This window comes from Afipia broomeae ATCC 49717 (genome assembly GCF_000314675.2).
GTDB lineage: Bacteria > Pseudomonadota > Alphaproteobacteria > Rhizobiales > Xanthobacteraceae > Afipia > Afipia broomeae.
On the sequence record NZ_KB375282.1, the window covers coordinates 1,655,236 to 1,669,827 of the forward strand.

Sequence of the window (14,592 nt, forward strand, 5' to 3'; positions counted from 1 at the left end):
ACATCGATGCACCGCTCGCAACGCCTGATTGCCGCCACTGTCCTTGCTGCGATGTCGCTTGCCCTAGCCGGCTGTTCCAGCGGCAATTTCGACCCGACCGATCTGATGGATATGTTCGACACCAAGAAGAAGCTGCCCGGCGAGCGCCGGCCGGTTTTCCCTGAGGGTGTGCCGGGCGTCGAGCAGGGCGTGCCTCGGGATATGTACAAGGGCGCTGCCCGCCAGGATGCGCCGCCGGTTGCCGAGACACCGCCGCCTGCGCCGGAGCCGAAGGCCAAATCGAGCAAGTCCGCAGCCCGCGAGGCCGAGCCGTTCCCGACGCCGGTCGACGATGCCAGCGCGCCCGCACCGAAGATGAAGAAGCCCAAGCGGACCCGCATCACGGCGCCGGAGCCGGATGCTGAGCCCGCCGCGCCTGCGCCGCAACGGCAACAGCAGGCCGCACCGCCGCAGCAGGCCGCGCCCCAGCAGCAAGCCCCATCCTCTTTCCCCGCGCCGCTGCCAAGCGGGGGCTTTGCGCGCTGATTTAGGCTTTCAACGCGCCCCTTTATTGACACGAGGTCCGTAAAGGGCGAACGGATCACCCATGTCTTTTGCCATCGCCATTATCGGCCGCCCCAATGTCGGCAAGTCGACCCTGTTCAACCGGCTGGTTGGACAGAAGCTCGCGCTTGTCGACGACCAGCCGGGCGTGACGCGCGACCGCCGCGAGGGCGACGGACGCCTCGGCGATCTCGAATTCACCCTGATCGATACCGCCGGCCTCGATGAAGGCCCGAAGGGCTCGCTGACCGCGCGCATGCAGGAGCAGACCGAGGCGGCAATCGCCGCCGCCGACGCGCTGATGTTCGTGATCGACGCGCGCGCGGGACTGACCCCGACCGACCGCGCCTTCGCGGACTTCGCGCGCCGCGCCAACAAGCCGGTGGTGCTGGTTGCCAACAAGAGCGAGGGCAAGCACGGCGAGGCGGGCGCGATGGAATCCTACGCGCTCGGGCTCGGCGATCCGATTCCGATTTCCGCTGAACATGGCGAAGGTCTCAGCGACCTCTACGACGCGCTGCGCGTGCTGATGCCTGAGCCGGTCGAGAGAGACGATGAAGAGGACGATCCGGAGTCGTTCGAGAATGTCGATGGCGAAGATGAAAATCTGTCGACGCGCCCGATCCGTGTCGCAGTGCTTGGCCGCCCCAACGCCGGCAAATCCACGCTGATCAACCGACTGCTCGGCGAGGAACGGCTGCTGACCAGCCCCGAAGCCGGAACGACGCGCGATTCCATCGCTGTCGACGTGATGTGGAAGGGCCGCGAGTTTCGCGTGTTCGACACCGCAGGCCTGCGGCGGCGCTCGCGTATCGAGGACAAGCTGGAAAAGCTCTCCGTCTCGGACGCGCTGCGCGCGGTGCGTTTCGCGGAAGTCGTCGTGCTGATGATGGACGCGCAGAACAAGTTCGAGGAGCAGGATCTGCGGCTCGCCGATCTGATCGAGCGTGAAGGCCGCGCCATCGTGATCGCGGTCAACAAATGGGACCTGATGGAGCGCGCGCCGAGCCAGATCGCCAGGCTGCGGGAAGATGCCGATCACCTTCTGCCGCAGGTGAAGGGCATGCCGGTGGTCGCGGTGTCCGGCATGATGGGCGAGGGCATCGACCGGCTGATGAGCGCCATCGAGGACGCCTATGGTGTCTGGAACCGACGCATCTCGACCGCATCGCTCAATCGCTGGTTCGAGCAGGCGGTTCAGAACAATCCGCCGCCAGCGGTGTCGGGCAGGCGGCTCAAGCTCAATTACATTACGCAGGCCAAGGCGCGCCCGCCGAGCTTCGTGGTGTTCTGTTCGCGCGCGGACGCAATCCCGGAATCCTATCTGCGCTACTTGGTGAACAGCATGCGCGGCGCCTTCGATCTGCCCGGCACGCCGATCCGCATCACGCTGCGCGAGAAGGACAACCCGTTCGCACATAAAGCCAAGCGGAAGTCTTGACGCCCGGGCAACCGGAACAATTTGTCACTCAATGAATTGATTCAGGCTTTGCCCCGGTGGGACCCGCGCGTGCGGCTCCTGCGGTCCGTTTTAGCGGAGGGTGCCATGTCGATCGGCAGGCCTAAGTTCATTTCGCTCCTTGCGCTGGTTTTCGGCGCGCTGTTCTTTATCGCGGCTTATGACGCCGCCTCGGCAAGAGGCGGAGGGCACGGCGGCGGAGGCGGCGGCTTCCATGGCGGTGGAGGCGGTTTTCGAGGCGGCGGGTTCCATGGCGGAGGTTTTCGCGGTGGTGGCGCCGCGTTTCGCGGGGGCGGATTCCGGATGGGTGGAGGGCACGCTTTCTACGGCCGGCCGCATGTCTCCCGCTCATTCTCAAGGCCGAGTTACCGGGGCGGACGGTCCTACGCCATTCATAATCGGCAATTCAATCGCAGCGCGCGGTTCAACTCGTCTCGCGGCTCCGTTGCTCGCAACGCAATGGGGACCTCGAGCACAAGAGCCCTGAACGTTCGTAACACACGCAATGCAAACGCGGTGCGGAATGCATTCCACGCCCGTCCGGTCAACCGGGCCCTGCGCAATGCGAACGCTCTGCGCAACCCGGCGACCCGCGCGCTCGTGACAACGCGCCTCGCGACGGCAGGCTGGCATAACCACAACGGCTGGTGGCGTCATCGCCACGGCGGATTCGGATGGGTCGGACCGGTGTTCTGGCCGTTCGCCTTCTACGACATCTACGGTTACTCGCTGTGGGGCTACGACTACGACGCAGCATTCTGGGACTATGGATATCCCGACCTTTATGCGGGCATCTTCGCGCCTTACGGCTACGACGATCTGATCGGCTATTCCGGTTATCTGCCGGGCTATGCTGCCCGGAGCGGGAGAGGCCGGGAGTCGTTTGCGTCGGCCGATCCGAACGATCGCGTGAGTCTGACGCAAATGTGCGGCGAGGACAGCCGCGACATCGCCGGACTGCCCATCGACGCGATCCAGAAGGCGCTTCAGCCCGACGCAGCCCAGCGCGCGGCGCTCGACGATCTTGCCAACGCCTCGCTGAAGGCAGGGCAGGACATCAAGGCTGCGTGCCCGACGGACATTGCGCTGACGGCTCCGCGACGTCTCGCGGTCATGCAGCAGCGCATCGAGGCGATGATCGCCGCGGTGAAAACCGTGCAGCCGCCGCTTGAGAAGTTTTACGGACTTCTGAACGACGAGCAGAAAGCGAAGTTCAACGCCCTCGCGCAGCGGCAACGGCCTGCGCGAGCCTTACAGAGCGCGAATGCGGCGCAACCGAGCTGTGACGTGTCGCAGCCCGGTGTGACCGATTGGCCGGGATCGATGATCGACCAGGCGGTGAAGCCGAGCGACGATCAGCGTAAAGGGCTGGAAGCTCTTCAGAGCGCCGCGGCCAAGGCATCGGACATGTTGAAGTCGTCCTGCCAGTCAGAGAATGCGAACACGCCGCCGGCGCGGCTCGCGGCTGTCGGCAAGCGGCTCGACACCATGCTGCAAGCTGTGAAGACCGTCCGCGCACCGCTGGACAGCTTCTACGGATCGCTCAACGACGAGCAGAAGGCGAGCTTCGACGCCATCGGCCCGAAGCAGATGAGCGCTGTGAATGAGAACGCTATCGCCCGCAACGACGAGGATACGCCGCGCCGCGCACGCAGCCGCCGTCACCATCACTATGGCAATGTCGACTACATGATCCGGCGCATGATGTCGTTCGTCCGCTGAGCGACGACACGTTAGGTGATGCTTGTTAATTCTTGGCGGTAATGACATGCGCCCGGATCAGGCCGTCCACCGGCCCACTGCCAAACCGGCGGGCGAGGGCATCAGCGGCGACCTCCGTCGCCTTTTCAAGCAGCGATGCATCGCGCGCCGCGATCTCGTTTTGGAGGGGCGTTCCCTGACAATAGGCAACGGCAACGTCGCGGGGTGATGCGGCCTTGCTTCTGTGGTCGACGGTTTCAGCGGAAATGACCGAGAAACCCGCGGCGGTCAGTTCATCGCGTATTCGCGCAACATCATGGTAGCCGTGCGGAGTGCGGGCCATGAACATGGGCGGGTCTTGCGGAAACAGCGTCGCCAATGACGCAGTCACGATATCGGCGAATTCGTTGTTGCCGATCCGGTCCCATACATTGAAGAAGAAATGGCCGCCCGGCTTCAGGACGCGGCGGGCCTCGCTGAAGCCCTTGATCTTGTCAGGAAAGAACATCGCGCCGAACTGGCAGGCAACGACGTCAAATTCCTGATTACCGAACGGCAGGGCGAGCGCGTCGGCCTGCCGCCAGGTAACCTGACCTGTCATCCGATCAGCCTGAGGCTGCTTTGCTATGGCATGATCTAGCATCGGCTGATTGAGGTCGGTCGCGACGATCCGGGTCGTGGCGGGAAGCCGCGACACCATCGCTCGCGTCAGGACACCAGTTCCGGCAGCGGTCTCCAGCACACTCGCCGGATCGGTTCTTGCGATCCGCCCGGCGAGGTCGTCTGCGTAAGGCTGGAAAATGAGAGGAACAAACAATCTGTCGTAAATCTCGGGAATTGATCCCGAGAACAGTTTGTCGGTTGCGTCCATGCGATCCTCCATGATGTGGAAGATGGAGCGCTTCTCACTCGCGTTTAGTTCGCCCGCGTCCAGGTCGAGGACTTGCAGATCATCCCGCCCATGGCGCAGCCTGCCGTCGTCAGCGTGCCGCCCGAGAGCGACATCTTGCCGGAATAGGTCTTGCCGTCTTCCGGATTGAACGCCGAGCCCTTCCACGCATCGGTGCCGTCCGGCTTCATGTCGTAGAAGATCCGCTGGCCGACCTTGGCAGGCGTCTCGACGCCCGGCTTGAGCCAGACGAGCGATCCGCAATACGCGCCGCCGCCGCACGGGCCGATCTTGACCTTGGACGCGCCGGTATCGCGCAGCCATGTTCCGCTCGGATCGCTTGCAAATGCAGATGTCCCCATGAGCGCGAGAGCAGCGATTGCGGCTGCAATTTTCAATGCCATTCCGTTTCCCCTCAAATATGCGCCAGCCTCTTTGTGCGGGCTTGCGCAAATTGAACAGGGGGACGTGAGGAGTGTCAACCGCGCGGCCTTGTGGCGGACGTTACTCCACCGGCGTGCGGAAACTCTTCAGCGTCTTCGACGGATAGTCGAAGAATTTTCCGGTCTCAAGCCACGAGGGCGCGCACATCGGCACGATGAACTCCGCCGCTTGTTCAGGCGTGTCGAGAATCATCGGGTCCTCACCGGGCATTACAGTGGCGCGCATGCGGGTGCGGATCGGACCGGGGCTGAACAGATTGACGCGGATCGGCGTGGTCGCGGTCTCGTTCGCCCAGACGCGCACGAGGGCGTCGAGGGCGGCCTTCGACGCCGCGTAGGGGCCCATATAAGCAGTGGCCTTGTGGGCAATGCCGGAGGTGATGAACACCGCGCGGCCTGCATCGGATTTTTGCAGCAGCGGCTCCATGCAGCGGATCAACTGGAAATTCGCGGTGGTGTTGACCGCGAACATGTTGTCCCAGAATTTCGGATCGGTGTGACCGAGCGGCGAGGACGTTCCCGCGACACCCGCGTTGCCGATCAGAATGTCGAGCTTGCCGTGACGCTCATTGAGCGCCGCGCCGAGCCGGGCAATGCCATCGAGATCGGTCATGTCGAGCGGGACCAGCGTGGCGTTGCCGCCGTCGGCGCGAATGGCGTCGTCGAGTTCTTCGAGACCGCCTTGGGTGCGCGCAACCGCGATGACATGGGCACCGGCCCGCGCCAGTGCGCGCGCCGTGGCGTAGCCGATGCCGCGCGATGCGCCGGTGACAAGAGCGAAGCGGGAGGCGAGAGGTTTGGTCATAGGGAAAGCCCGATTTTTCCCGCGCCCCGCTTGCGGAGAGAGGGTGGCATGCCGCGTCGGCGGCGCGCCGGGTGAGAGGCCTGCTATTGCATAATGCCGCGCGTGAATAAACCCATGCCGGACTTGCCCCTCATCCGATCGTTATGGCGATCCGGCCTCTCCCCGCAGGGCGGGGAGATGTCAGGGAGGAAGGCCGTTCCGAACCGTGCTACAGGTCCGGCATGACCCCGAACTCCCCAGCCGCCGCCGGACACCGGTGGCGGGCCATGTCGATCGCCGATCTGCCCCTGGTCAACAAGCTGGCCGCCCGCATTCATCCGGACTATCCGGAGGATGATGCGGTCTTTGCCGAAAGGTTGCGGCTCTATCCTGAAGGTTGCCGGGTGCTGGAGGGCGAGCATGGTCTTGTCGCCTATATCGTCAGTCATCCTTGGCGGCATCTGGAACCGCCGCCGCTGAATGCATTGCTTGGGGCGCTGCCGTTCCAGCCCTCCACGTTCTACATCCACGATCTCGCGCTGGCGCCGGAAGCGCAGGGCACCGGTGCCGGAGCAAGGATTGTTGCGTCGCTCGCGGGCCATGCCGCTGCCAGCGGTCACTCCAGCATGTCGCTGATCGCGGTCAACGGCTCCGCAGGCTTCTGGCAACGGCAGGGATTTAAAGCGGTGCACGACCCGCTGCTGGCGTCCAGGCTGCGCAGCTATGGCGACGACGCCCGCTTCATGTCGCGGACACTTCAGGCGCCCGGCTGGCACCCGTGGTCGCAACAGATCGGCGCGCTGTACGAGCGTCATGCCGCAGCGTTCGACCGGGATCGCGGCAAGCGGCTGGTCGAGCGTGTATGGTTCGAGCGTTTCAGAAATGTCATGCCCGACGGTGCGGACGTGCTCGATCTGGGTTGCGGATCGGGTGAGCCGGTCGCGCGCTATTTGATCGAGTCCGGGCATCGCGTGACGGGTGTCGATTCATCGCCGACGCTGATCGGCCTGTGCCGCTCGCGCTTTCCAGGTGAGACGTGGATCGCGGGCGACATGCGCGAGGTTTCTCTGTCGAGACGCTTCGGCGGCGTTGTGGCCTGGAACAGCTTCTTCCATCTGACGCCGGAGGATCAGCGCGCGATGTTCAGGATTTTTAAGGATCACGCTGATCCCGGCGCAGCGCTGATGTTCACCAGCGGGCCGCGGGCAGGCGAGGCGATCGGCACGTATCAGGGCGAACCGCTCTATCACGCCAGTCTCGATCCGGCGGAATATGAGGCGCTGCTTGCCGCGCACGGCTTTTCAACCGTGCAGCATGTCATCGAGGATCAGGATTGCGGAGGGCTGACGGTGTGGCTCGCGCGGACGCAGACCCCCTGAGCCGACGCATCCGCCGTAAAGCCTATGATCAGCTCGCCTCCGCCAGCAGCGAGAGCTGATGCTGCGGCTGTTCGACCTGGGTCTGGTCGGTAAGGTGCGTAGGGTACGCGCCCGTGAAGCAGTGATCCGCGAACTTCGGATTGGCCGGATCGCGCGCCGGCTCGCCCATGGCGCGGTACATGCCGTCGATCGACAGGAACGCCAGCGAGTCCGCGCCGATGATCTGCCGCATTTCCTCGAGCGTATGTGTCGCCGCCAGAAGTCCGCCACGGTCCGGCAGATCGATGCCGTAGTAGTCCGGATTGACGATCGGCGGCGAGGCGAGGCGGAAATGAACTTCCTTCGCGCCGGCGTCGCGCATCATGCGCACGATCTTCTTGGAGGTGGTGCCGCGCACCAGCGAATCGTCGATCAGGATGATGCGCTTGCCTTCGATGGCGGCGCGGTTGGGCGCGTGCTTCATGCGCACGCCAAGTTCACGCACGCTCTGCGTCGGCTGAATGAAGGTGCGGCCCACATAGTGGTTGCGGATGATGCCAAGCTCAAACGGCACCCCCGAATGCTGGCTGTAGCCCACGGCCGCGGGGACGCCGGAGTCCGGCACCGGCACGATCACGTCGACGTCGACATGGCTTTCCCGCGCAAGCTGCGCGCCGAAGGCCTTGCGGACTTCGTAGACCGAGCGGCCGCCGACGATGGAGTCGGGCCGCGAGAAATAGATGTATTCGAAGATGCAGGGGCGGGGCGGCTGCGGCGGGAACGGCTTGTGGATCTCCGTGCCCTTCTCGTCGAACACGATGACTTCGCCGGGCTCGATGTCGCGGACATATTTCGCGCCGATGATGTCGAGCGCGCAGGTCTCGGAGGCAAGGATCGGACAGTTGTCGAGTTCGCCGAGCACCAGCGGGCGGATGCCGAGCGGATCGCGCGCGCCGATCAGCTTCTTGTTGGTCAGCGACACCAGCGCATAGGCGCCCTCGATGGCGCGAAGAGCTTCGATATAGCGCTCGATGAAACGGCCGCGCTTCGATTGCGCTACCAGATGCAGGATCACCTCGGTGTCGGTGGTCGATTGCATCATCGCGCCATGGCGGACGAGTTCGCGCCGCAGCGTCAGGCCGTTGGTGAGATTGCCGTTGTGGCCGACGGCAAAGCCGCCTGCATTGAGTTCGGCGAACAGCGGCTGCACGTTGCGAAGAATGGTGCCGCCGGTGGTGGAGTAACGGACATGGCCGACGGCCATATTGCCGGGAAGGCGTTCGATCACTTCGGCGCGGGAGAAGGTGTCGCCGACGAGGCCGAGGCGGCGTTCGGAATGAAAACGGTGGCCGTCGTAGGTGACGATGCCGGCGGCTTCCTGGCCGCGATGCTGAAGGGCGTGAAGGCCGAGGGCAGTGATGGCGGCAGCTTCGGGATGCCCGAAGATGCCGAACACGCCACACTCCTCGCGGAGTGTGTCTCCGTTCAGATCCTTGTCCAGATCGTCATCCAGGTCGTAGTCGGATTTGGAGGGAGGAGTGGAGTGATCGCCGGAAGGGGTTTTCATATGGTCCACCGCGCCCTTGTCTGAGGCAGGACTAGAACTGAATCTAGCGTCCTGCGGCTTTGCCTTCGATCAACTGCTTCATGCCGTCACGGGCTGTTTTCCCGTACCCGCCGTCGTTCCCCACCGTTGCCGTTGTGCGCGGTTCGGGAGCTGCATCAGTCTGCTGCTCCTCGTCGCCCTTTTTCTTGAACCTCTTCAAGATGGTGTTCTCGGGGTCATCCGGCAAGAGGCCCATCAGCCAATCGCCGGTTCCCTGCAACATCACCCGCGACTTGGCGTTACGGACCCAATCTGGCTGTTGTTTGTCCGGCACCAGCCAGGCGAAGAACAAAAATGCCACCACCATGATCAACAAGCCGCGAGCGAGGCCAAACAGGAAGCCCAGGGTGCGGTCGAGCGCGCCGATCCGCGAATCGAGGATCATATCCGAGATGCGGACCGTGATGATCGACACCACGATCAGTGTCAGGATGAACACGCCGGCTACGACGGCTACCGCCGCGACGGTTTCGTTGTTGAAGTACGTTTTCGCGGTCGGCAGCAGCTTCTGATAGGCGTAGAGCGTGGTCAGGGCTGCGGCGCCCCAGGCCGCGATCGACAGAATCTCGCGCATGAAACCGCGGATCATCGCCAGAAGGCCCGATAACAGCATCACGGCAAGAACGATAATGTCGAGAAGCGTTATCGGCATCGGCTGGTCAGATCCGCTTTCAGTTTCAAAACCCCGAATCGGGTTGTCTCAGGTCCGGATAGCTGACGGCCATATCGCACGTCCCGCAAGGGCCGGGAACCCGCAAAAACCCAGACATCAACGGCAAAACTGCATCGCTCTTATGGATCGCCTGTTGCGGTTAACGATCCGTAGCGGGCGCAATCGGCAGCCGTTGCAACGTCGCGGGCTATATAGCGGCCGGTCACGCCAGCGTCACGCCGCCTTTGGTTCTCAACAGGCTTGATTCAGCCTGAAGCTGCGGTTTTCCCTCGGGCTGTGGCTTTGCTGCCCCGCGCGGCAATGTCCGCGACCAGCGAGGTCAGCGATCCCACCGTATTGAGCGACAATCCGGCGTCGCCGCCGGTATCACCGCGCGCATTTTCAGGCAGCACGGCGCGGCCGAAGCCGAGCTTGGCGGCCTCCTTCAGACGGGCCGAGGTCTGGGCCACCGGCCGAACCGCACCCGACAGCGAGATTTCGCCGAAATAGACCGCATCGACCGGCAACGGCGCGTTGGCGAGCGACGACACCAGCGCCGCTGCTGCCGCCATGTCTGCCGCAGGCTCGTTGATCCGCAGGCCGCCGGCGACATTGAAGTAGACGTCGTAGCCGGAGAGCTTGACCCCGCAATGCGCCTCCAGCACCGCGAGCACCATCGACAGGCGGCTGGATTCCCAACCCACCACCGCGCGTCGCGGCGTTCCGAGCGTTGTCGGCACAACCAGCGCCTGCAGTTCGACCAGCACCGGGCGCGTGCCTTCAAGACCGGCGAACACGGCTGTGCCGGGGCTGCCGAGATCGCGCTCGGACAGGAACAGTTCGGATGGATTGGAGACTTCGCGCAGGCCAAGACCGGTCATCTCGAACACACCGATTTCGTCGGTGGGACCAAAGCGGTTCTTCACCGCGCGCAGGATGCGGAACTGCTGCGAGCCTTCGCCCTCGAAACTCATCACCGCATCGACCATGTGCTCGACCACACGCGGGCCGGCGATCTGGCCGTCCTTGGTGACGTGACCGACCAGAATAAGGGCCGCGCCGGATTTCTTTGCGAAGCGGATCAGTGCCTGTGCCGATGCGCGGACCTGCGTCACCGTTCCGGGCGCGGATTCGACGGTGTCGGTCCACATGGTCTGGATCGAATCGATCACCACGAGGCGAGGCGGGGTTCCTTCCGACAGCGTGGCGATGATGTCTTCGACGGAGGTCTGCGCGGCCAGCTGCACCGCGGCGTCGGCGAGACCGAGACGCGCGGCGCGAAGACGGACCTGCGCGACGGCCTCTTCACCCGAGATGTAGACCACGCGATGTCCCGCGCGCGCCATCAGGCTGGTGGCCTGGGTCAGCAGTGTCGATTTTCCGATGCCGGGATCGCCGCCGACCAGAAGCACCGAGCCGCGGACGAAGCCGCCGCCCGTGACGCGATCGAGTTCACCCATTCCGGACGACAGGCGGGGCGCTTCGGGACTCGAACCGGTGAGGGTTTCCAGCGCGAACGGCCGGCCCTTGCGCTTGGGGCGCAAGTTCGCGGGCATGGACGTCGCGCCGGTCGTGTCTTCTTCAGACAGCGTATTCCACTCACCGCAGGATTCACATTTGCCCTGCCATTTATTGTAGGCGGCTCCGCAATTCTGACAGACGAAGGAGAGCGCGTTTTTCGCCATGGAGGGGCCTGCCAGCGTCGGAGCAACGGGAATCTTACGTTCCTCTTTTGTTCACATAAAGCGTTAAAAAGTCAACCCATGTCCGCACCGCGCTGATAGCCGGTTACCGTTTCACCGGCATATGCTGCCGCCATCAGAACAATGACCGCGCGTGACCAATCCGGCACGACCCGGCACTGGGGAGTAAATTTCATGAAATGGATTGCCGCCATTGCCGGCCTCGTCCTTGCGAGCGCCGCTCATGCCGCCGACGTACCGAAATTTCAGGTCGATGCACAGTGGCCGAAGCCGCTGCCCAACAACTGGATCATGGGGCAGGCCGCCGGCGTCGCCGTCGATGCGCAGGATCATGTCTGGGTGGTGCAGCGGCCGCGCACGCTGACCGACGACGAGAAGGCGGCAAGCTTCAACCCGCCGCGCACAAAGTGCTGCATGCCCGCGCCGCCGGTGATGGAGTTCGACCAGCAGGGAAATCTGGTCAAGGCGTGGGGCGGCAAGGGCGAGGGGTACGACTGGCCGGCCAACGAGCATGGCATCTTCATCGATGCCAAAGGTTTTGTCTGGCTCGCGGGCAATGGCGAGACCGATGGTCAGATTTTGAAATTCACCCGGGAGGGCAAGTTCGTGATGCAGATCGGCAAGTCCGGTCCGCAGACCGACAGCAAGGACACCACGCGCCTCGGACGTCCGGCCAATATGACGGTCGATACCGCAGCGAACGAGGTCTATGTCGCGGACGGCTACTACAATCACCGCGTCATCGTGTTCGATAGCGAGACCGGCGCGTTCAAGCGGATGTGGGGCGCCTACGGCAAGCCGCCGACGGATGAGCGGATGGGCGGGTACAATCCCGATGCGCCGCCGTCTCAGCAATTCGCCAACCCGGTGCACTGCGTGCGCATCGCGAAGGACGGACTGGTCTATGTGTGTGACCGCCAGAACAATCGCATTCAGGTGTTCAGGAAGGACGGCAGCTTCGTAAAGGAGATGTTTATCGAGAAGCAGACGCTGGCGAACGGCTCGGTGTGGGATCTCGAAATCTGGAATGATCCCAGGCAGACCTTTCTGATCAATGCGGATGGTGCCAACAACGAGGTTCGTACGCTGGTGCGTGAAAGCGGGGAGATCGTCGGGCGCTTCGGCCGCAACGGCCGCATGGCCGGCGACTTCCACTGGATTCACAATCTGGCGCTGGATTCCAAGGGCAACATCTACACGACCGAAGTCGACAACGGAAAACGCGCGCAGAAATTCCTGCTGATCGGCAACATGGTGCTAAAGAAGCGGAGCGCGAAGTAGGGCGCGACATCGTCATCCTGAGTGTGAGCTCTTGCGAGCCTCGACGGATGACGGTTACACCGGTTCCCGCCGTCGCCCCTTCGAGGTTCGCCGCAAAAGCGGCTCACACCTCAGGGTGACGGCTTTTCTTACCGTGCGTCGATCACCAGTTCGGTGCGCACACAACGCACATCGACTTCGAACTCCATGCCGATCACGGGCGGCCATGCCGGATACCAGGCGAGGCCGATCTGGCTCACCCTGTATTCGGCGAATACCGTATCGAGCAGCGGGCGAACGTCGTGCACCGTGTAGATCTGCGCGGCTGTCACCGCATCCCACTTGCAGCCGAGCGCATCGACGCGCTCGCGCATCGCGTTCATGACGAAGCGTGCCTTGATTTCCAGTCCCTTCAATGACACGTCACGGCCGCCGACGATGCGGTCGGTTGTCACGCCATCGCGGATTTCGGGCTTGCCCGAAATCAGGAAGTCACCCGAGGCTCCGGCTTCGGGTACGGTGTAGGTAAAGGCGAAGAACATCGCCTCGCTCGGCACTTCCGTAATCGGCGCAAGATTGCTGCGCGCCAGCGGATTGATGTCGCCGGCCTTGCACCCCCACTGATGCAGGGTCTTCAGATATTCTGCGTTGAAAGCCTGAAACTGCTCGCCGGTCATGGCGGCAGGCGAGCGCAGTTCGCAGGCGGCCAGCGCAGTGATGGGGCGGCCTTCGCGTTCGAGATGCGCCTTGATGAAGGCGAAGCCGTCAGCCATCGGGATCGGACGCGCGAAGCGCACCCGGCGCAGCGCGTATCCCGGGATCGCCGCGATACCGCTTGAGAACGGCCCGCCGGGCGAAACGATGAACCTGTAGTTTCCGGGTTTGAATTCGGTGACGTCGGGCATGGGATTGTCCTTCTTTTTATTGGGCATGCCCCCTTTCGGGATCATGCCGTTACTCGCCACCTTTGTAGACGCGGGTGTAGCGCCGGCCGAGACTGGTCAGTACCTCGTAGCCGATGGTGCCGAAGTGGTGCGCGAGCTCATCGACCGTGATCTCATTGTTGAGAAGCGAGACCAGTGCGCCGCGGCGGGTCGCACCGGGCGGCACGGCGGTGATATCGATGGCCATCAGGTCCATCGAGATGCGTCCGGCAACCGGGCAACGCTTGCCCGCGACCATCACTTCGGCGCTGCGCATGTTATCGATGCTGCCTGCGGCACGGAAATATCCGTCGGCATAACCTGCCGTGACGATCGCCAGCCGCGTCGGCTGCCGCGCCGTCCATGTGCCGCCATATCCGACGTGTTCGCCTTTTTCGATGTTGCGGACCTGCGCCACGCGCACCTTGAGATCGACCACCGGCAGCATCGGCGTATCGGCTTCCGGCGTTGGATTGACGCCGTAGAGTGCCGCGCCCGGACGCACCAGATCGAAATGGAATTGGGGTCCCAGAAAAATCCCGGACGAATTGGCCAGCGAGGCGGGGACGCCGGAGAACTGCGAGGCAATTTCGCGAAATGCCGCGACCTGTCGTCCGTTGGCCGGATCGTGCAGCATCTCGGCGCTGGTGAGATGGCTCATCACCAGCGAGATGCCGTGATTGCCGTTCTTGATGCGTGGCAGCAGCGCCTGCGCTTCCATGACGCGGAAGCCGAGGCGGTTCATGCCGGTGTCGATGTGGATCGCTGCCTGACCTTCCCAGCCGCTGGTCTTGCGAAACGCGTCCCACTCGGCGAGTTCGGTGGCGTCGCCGATCACCGGCCGGCAATCGATCTTCGCAAACTGATCGCCTGAGCCCGGGAAAAATCCATCGAGCACGTAGATAGCAGAGGTGGGTGTGACTTCACGCGCCGCGCGCGCCTCGTCCAGCGTGGCGACAAAGAAGGTCCGGCATCCTGCGCGCGCCAGCGCACGGGTCACCTGTGTGATGCCGCAGCCATAGGCGTCGGCTTTCACGACGGCGGCGCAGTCCGCAGGCACCGCATGGCTTTCGAGTTTGCGCCAGTTGGCGACGATGGCGTCGAGGTCGATGGTCAGAACGCCGGTCGCGCCGGCAGGCATGCGCATGTCCGCAGTATTCGCAGCAGCGCCAGATGTCGCGGTCTTGAGATCGGAAGCAGGAGGCATTGGCTCGGGCAGAGGTTCGCAGTGTGATTCAACAGTTGAACCGCACCCTAGCACACTCTTTGCG

Annotated in this window: 15 protein-coding genes; 5 read left to right on the forward strand and 10 right to left on the reverse strand. The window is 63.6% G+C overall.

Annotated elements, in window-relative coordinates; genetic code table 11:
- Positions 1 to 6: 6 nt before the first annotated feature.
- Entirely contained in the window at positions 7 to 525 is a 519-nt protein-coding gene (locus HMPREF9695_RS07600) for a hypothetical protein (protein ID WP_006020248.1), read from the forward strand.
- Positions 526 to 586: 61 nt separating this feature from the next.
- Complete coding sequence (der, locus tag HMPREF9695_RS07605) at positions 587 to 1,984, forward strand: ribosome biogenesis GTPase Der (RefSeq protein ID WP_006020249.1); 1,398 nt, start codon at positions 587 to 589, stop codon at positions 1,982 to 1,984.
- A gap of 90 nt (positions 1,985 to 2,074) precedes the next feature.
- On the opposite strand, the gene HMPREF9695_RS26915 is transcribed toward der, so the two are convergent.
- Positions 2,075 to 2,341 (reverse strand): hypothetical protein, encoded by a 267-nt coding sequence (locus HMPREF9695_RS26915; RefSeq protein ID WP_157223917.1) that lies wholly within the window; start codon positions 2,339 to 2,341, stop codon positions 2,075 to 2,077.
- A gap of 261 nt (positions 2,342 to 2,602) precedes the next feature.
- On the opposite strand from HMPREF9695_RS26915, the gene HMPREF9695_RS07610 reads away from it, so the two are divergent.
- Positions 2,603 to 3,724 carry a Spy/CpxP family protein refolding chaperone gene (locus tag HMPREF9695_RS07610; RefSeq protein ID WP_245258727.1) on the forward strand — a complete coding sequence of 374 codons (1,122 nt, stop codon included), beginning with the start codon at positions 2,603 to 2,605 and terminating at the stop codon, positions 3,722 to 3,724.
- A 25-nt stretch (positions 3,725 to 3,749) separates the two neighbouring features.
- Here HMPREF9695_RS07610 and HMPREF9695_RS07615 read toward each other — a convergent pair whose 3' ends face one another.
- The 3 genes from HMPREF9695_RS07615 to HMPREF9695_RS07625 form a co-directional block, all read right to left on the reverse strand.
- Positions 3,750 to 4,574 carry a class I SAM-dependent methyltransferase gene (locus HMPREF9695_RS07615; protein WP_006020251.1) on the reverse strand — a complete coding sequence of 275 codons (825 nt, stop codon included), beginning with the start codon at positions 4,572 to 4,574 and terminating at the stop codon, positions 3,750 to 3,752.
- A 44-nt stretch (positions 4,575 to 4,618) separates the two neighbouring features.
- Entirely contained in the window at positions 4,619 to 4,996 is a 378-nt protein-coding gene (locus tag HMPREF9695_RS07620) for a DUF2147 domain-containing protein (protein WP_006020252.1), read from the reverse strand.
- Between the two features lie 100 nt (positions 4,997 to 5,096).
- On the reverse strand, positions 5,097 to 5,840 hold the full coding sequence (locus tag HMPREF9695_RS07625) for an SDR family NAD(P)-dependent oxidoreductase (RefSeq protein ID WP_006020253.1): 744 nt from the start codon (positions 5,838 to 5,840) through the stop codon (positions 5,097 to 5,099).
- Positions 5,841 to 6,106: 266 nt separating this feature from the next.
- Here HMPREF9695_RS07625 and HMPREF9695_RS27140 point away from each other — a divergent pair, with 266 nt between their 5' ends.
- Positions 6,107 to 7,198, forward strand: a complete 1,092-nt coding sequence (locus HMPREF9695_RS27140; RefSeq protein WP_041711490.1) for a GNAT family N-acetyltransferase — start codon at positions 6,107 to 6,109, stop codon at positions 7,196 to 7,198.
- 28 nt (positions 7,199 to 7,226) lie between these two features.
- On the opposite strand, the gene purF is transcribed toward HMPREF9695_RS27140, so the two are convergent.
- The 4 genes from purF to HMPREF9695_RS27085 form a co-directional block, all read right to left on the reverse strand.
- Entirely contained in the window at positions 7,227 to 8,744 is a 1,518-nt protein-coding gene (gene purF, locus HMPREF9695_RS07635; RefSeq protein ID WP_006020255.1) for an amidophosphoribosyltransferase, read from the reverse strand.
- 43 nt (positions 8,745 to 8,787) lie between these two features.
- Positions 8,788 to 9,435 carry a CvpA family protein gene (locus tag HMPREF9695_RS07640; protein ID WP_006020256.1) on the reverse strand — a complete coding sequence of 216 codons (648 nt, stop codon included), beginning with the start codon at positions 9,433 to 9,435 and terminating at the stop codon, positions 8,788 to 8,790.
- Positions 9,436 to 9,701: 266 nt separating this feature from the next.
- On the reverse strand, positions 9,702 to 11,120 hold the full coding sequence (radA, locus tag HMPREF9695_RS07645) for a DNA repair protein RadA (protein WP_006020257.1): 1,419 nt from the start codon (positions 11,118 to 11,120) through the stop codon (positions 9,702 to 9,704).
- 71 nt (positions 11,121 to 11,191) lie between these two features.
- The gene (locus HMPREF9695_RS27085) at positions 11,192 to 11,314 is read right to left on the reverse strand and encodes a hypothetical protein (protein ID WP_283804973.1); all 123 of its coding nucleotides are present in this window, start codon (positions 11,312 to 11,314) and stop codon (positions 11,192 to 11,194) included.
- On the opposite strand from HMPREF9695_RS27085, the gene HMPREF9695_RS07650 reads away from it, so the two are divergent.
- Positions 11,313 to 12,419 carry an NHL repeat-containing protein gene (locus tag HMPREF9695_RS07650; RefSeq protein WP_006020258.1) on the forward strand — a complete coding sequence of 369 codons (1,107 nt, stop codon included), beginning with the start codon at positions 11,313 to 11,315 and terminating at the stop codon, positions 12,417 to 12,419. The genes HMPREF9695_RS27085 and HMPREF9695_RS07650 overlap by 2 nt on opposite strands.
- Before the next feature lie 128 nt (positions 12,420 to 12,547).
- Here HMPREF9695_RS07650 and cnbZ read toward each other — a convergent pair whose 3' ends face one another.
- Positions 12,548 to 13,330 carry a 2-amino-5-chloromuconate deaminase CnbZ gene (gene cnbZ, locus HMPREF9695_RS07655; RefSeq protein WP_245258728.1) on the reverse strand — a complete coding sequence of 261 codons (783 nt, stop codon included), beginning with the start codon at positions 13,328 to 13,330 and terminating at the stop codon, positions 12,548 to 12,550.
- A gap of 22 nt (positions 13,331 to 13,352) precedes the next feature.
- On the reverse strand, positions 13,353 to 14,528 hold the full coding sequence (alr, locus tag HMPREF9695_RS07660) for an alanine racemase (protein WP_041711492.1): 1,176 nt from the start codon (positions 14,526 to 14,528) through the stop codon (positions 13,353 to 13,355).
- Positions 14,529 to 14,592 lie beyond the last annotated feature (64 nt).

Bases quoted from the DNA above. Each gene is read 5' to 3' on its own strand.
- HMPREF9695_RS07600 (WP_006020248.1), top strand. From the start codon at position 7: ATGCACCGCTCGCAACGCCTGATTGCCGCCACTGTCCTTGCTGCGATG.
- HMPREF9695_RS26915 (WP_157223917.1), bottom strand. From the start codon at position 2,341: ATGCGGCCGGCCGTAGAAAGCGTGCCCTCCACCCATCCGGAATCCGCC.
- radA (WP_006020257.1), bottom strand. From the start codon at position 11,120: ATGGCGAAAAACGCGCTCTCCTTCGTCTGTCAGAATTGCGGAGCCGCC.
- HMPREF9695_RS07650 (WP_006020258.1), top strand. From the start codon at position 11,313: ATGAAATGGATTGCCGCCATTGCCGGCCTCGTCCTTGCGAGCGCCGCT.
- cnbZ (WP_245258728.1), bottom strand. From the start codon at position 13,330: ATGCCCAATAAAAAGAAGGACAATCCCATGCCCGACGTCACCGAATTC.
- HMPREF9695_RS07625 (WP_006020253.1), bottom strand. From the start codon at position 5,840: ATGACCAAACCTCTCGCCTCCCGCTTCGCTCTTGTCACCGGCGCATCG.
- der (WP_006020249.1), top strand. From the start codon at position 587: ATGTCTTTTGCCATCGCCATTATCGGCCGCCCCAATGTCGGCAAGTCG.
- HMPREF9695_RS07620 (WP_006020252.1), bottom strand. From the start codon at position 4,996: ATGGCATTGAAAATTGCAGCCGCAATCGCTGCTCTCGCGCTCATGGGG.
- HMPREF9695_RS27085 (WP_283804973.1), bottom strand. From the start codon at position 11,314: ATGAAATTTACTCCCCAGTGCCGGGTCGTGCCGGATTGGTCACGCGCG.
- alr (WP_041711492.1), bottom strand. From the start codon at position 14,528: ATGCCTCCTGCTTCCGATCTCAAGACCGCGACATCTGGCGCTGCTGCG.
- HMPREF9695_RS07640 (WP_006020256.1), bottom strand. From the start codon at position 9,435: ATGCCGATAACGCTTCTCGACATTATCGTTCTTGCCGTGATGCTGTTA.
- purF (WP_006020255.1), bottom strand. From the start codon at position 8,744: ATGAAAACCCCTTCCGGCGATCACTCCACTCCTCCCTCCAAATCCGAC.
- HMPREF9695_RS27140 (WP_041711490.1), top strand. From the start codon at position 6,107: ATGTCGATCGCCGATCTGCCCCTGGTCAACAAGCTGGCCGCCCGCATT.
- HMPREF9695_RS07615 (WP_006020251.1), bottom strand. From the start codon at position 4,574: ATGGACGCAACCGACAAACTGTTCTCGGGATCAATTCCCGAGATTTAC.